The organism is Streptomyces sp. SID14436 (genome assembly GCF_010548465.1).
Classification (GTDB): domain Bacteria; phylum Actinomycetota; class Actinomycetes; order Streptomycetales; family Streptomycetaceae; genus Streptomyces.
Window position 1 is genome coordinate 1 of the sequence record NZ_JAAGMD010000081.1, and the last position, 2,035, is coordinate 2,035.

At 77.0% G+C, this 2,035-nt stretch carries 3 protein-coding genes; all 3 read right to left on the reverse strand.

The features are described from left to right. Nucleotides 1–808 (reverse strand): gas vesicle protein (locus G3I53_RS34315; protein ID WP_343240547.1); only part of this gene is annotated, 808 nt, incomplete at its 3' end. Between the two features lie 34 nt (nt 809–842). Then, a complete protein-coding gene (locus tag G3I53_RS34320) occupies nt 843–1,451 on the reverse strand; it encodes a gas vesicle protein (RefSeq protein ID WP_275406482.1) in 609 nt (202 codons plus the stop codon). Between the two features lie 77 nt (nt 1,452–1,528). After that, nucleotides 1,529–2,035 (reverse strand): PucR family transcriptional regulator (locus G3I53_RS03040; RefSeq protein WP_164437994.1); only part of this gene is annotated, 507 nt, incomplete at its 5' end.

Sequence of the window (2,035 nt, forward strand, 5' to 3'; positions counted from 1 at the left end):
CGGTGGCGGTGCGCAGCACGAGGACGCTGCCCTCCCCGGCGGGGCCGGAGCCGGGCGCCCGCCGCACCTCGGTGAGGTCGGCCGTGCGCAGCACCAGGGCCGGCCGGGAGTCCACCGGGGACTTCCACACCAGCCGGCCGGCGGTCAGCCGGGCCCGTCCGCCCCGCCACAGCGGGCCGGAGCGGCGCGGCTCCGCGTACCACAGGTGTCCCTCGGCGAGCGCCGCCTCCTCCTCGCCGGCGGGGGTGTGCCCGAAGGGGAGGGAGGGGACGGCACGGCCGGCCCGGGCCCGGGTGAGCAGGTCGTGCAGCGCCTCCGGCTCCCGGGCGGACAGCAGTTCCCGGCCTCCGTCGGCCAGGGTCAGCTCCAGGCGGAGGCGTTCCTCGCCGCCGACCGTGCGTTCCGGCGTCATCCGCACGGCCCGCACGTCCGACAGCTCGGTCTGCCAGAGGACCTCCCGCGGCTCGGCCCGCAGCACGACGAGACGCTGGTCGGTGACGTAGACGGTGCCGTGCCGCCAGCCGTGGTAGACGCCGCCGGTCAGCAGGTGGCCGCCGCTCGTGCGGTGCAGGACGCCCTCCCCCTCCCGCAGGTCCAGGGCGCGGCGGGCGACGGACCGCTCGGCCCAGGCGCGGGTGGCCTCGTCCCAGTGGCGCATCATCCCGTACTCCAGCATCGTCTCCATCCCGGCGACGGCCGCCCGGAGGGAGACACCGATCAACGGGATGTCGGCCACGGCGACGATGAGGTCCAGGTGCAGGACCGCTCCCTTGTTGAGGAGCACCTCCACCAGGTCGTCCAGGGTCACGCGCGGGTCCCTGGTGGGCCGCATGGGGGGCCGTTCAGCCGTCACGGCGCTGCGCCTCCCCCTCGGCGGGCTCCCCGGCAGTGCGCTCCCCGGCGACGGGTTCCCCGGCGGAGGGCTCCCCGGCCGCCCCGGTGGCACGGCCCTCCTCCACGGCGGCCGCGGCGTCCCGGCCCCCGGTCACCCCGGCGGGCCCCGCGTCGTCCGCCGCCCGTGCCTGGGCCTGGGCGCTGCGCCAGCCGCACCAGGGGCACCACTGGTTCAGCAACTGCTCCAGCGGGGCGCGCTTCCCGCACGCCGGGCAGGACTCCTTCTCCTCCCGCGTCTCGCGCCACGCGGCTGTCTCCGTGTCCGTGCCGGAGGGGAACTCCAGGCCGTAGCGGGCCGCCGTCTCGAACGAGGCCAGCGCCGCGCGCAGCCGGATGCCCAGCAGCTCCACCCCGGCCACCGAGACCATGATGTCGGCGTTCAGCACGAGTCCCTTGTCCAGCAGGGTCTCGACCACGTGCGCCAGGCTGCCCTCGCCGTCCCGCCGGGGCTGCATCGGGGCCGTGCCCGTGCCGACGCGGGCCGACGGGTCGCGCGGGGAGACCGTCGAGGGGAAACCGCCGTCGCTCGACCTGATCCTTTCGGGGTAGCTGCTCATCCCCCGCGTTTATCCGATTCCCCGCCCCTCACACTCCCCCCGCACGTCCGGCGGCCCGGGCCGGCCCCCGCGCGGGGTCACTCCGCGACCGGGGGCGTCCGTCCCGCCAGCCGGCGCAGGCGCAGGGCGAGTTGTATCTCCAGGGCCCGGCCCGGGTCCTGCCAGTCGTCGCCGAGGAGCCGGCCGACGCGCTCCAGGCGCTGGGCCACGGTGTTGACGTGGACGTGGAGTTCGTCCTTGGTGCGGGCGGGGCTCATGCCGCAGGCGAAGTACGCGTCGAGGGTGCGCAGCAGTTCGGTGCCGCGGCGTTCGTCGTAGGCCATGACCCGGCCGATGGTGCGTTCGACGAAGCCGCCGACGTCGCGGTCCCCGGCGAGGAGCAGGCCGAGGAAGCCGAAGTCCTCGGCGGCGGCGCCGTCCCCGGCGCGGCCGAGCAGGCGCAGGGCGTCGAGGCAGCGCCGGGCCTCGGCGTAGGCCGCCGCGACGGTGTCGGGGCGGGCGGTGAGGTGCTCGACGGGGGCGGAGGCGCCGACGGTGACCGGTTCCTGGACGGCGGTGCCGAGCTGGCGGGCGGCGCGGCGGGC

Coding starts and splice junctions, on each gene's coding strand:
- G3I53_RS34320 (WP_275406482.1), bottom strand. CDS start 1,451: ATGAGCAGCTACCCCGAAAGGATCAGGTCGAGCGACGGCGGTTTCCCC.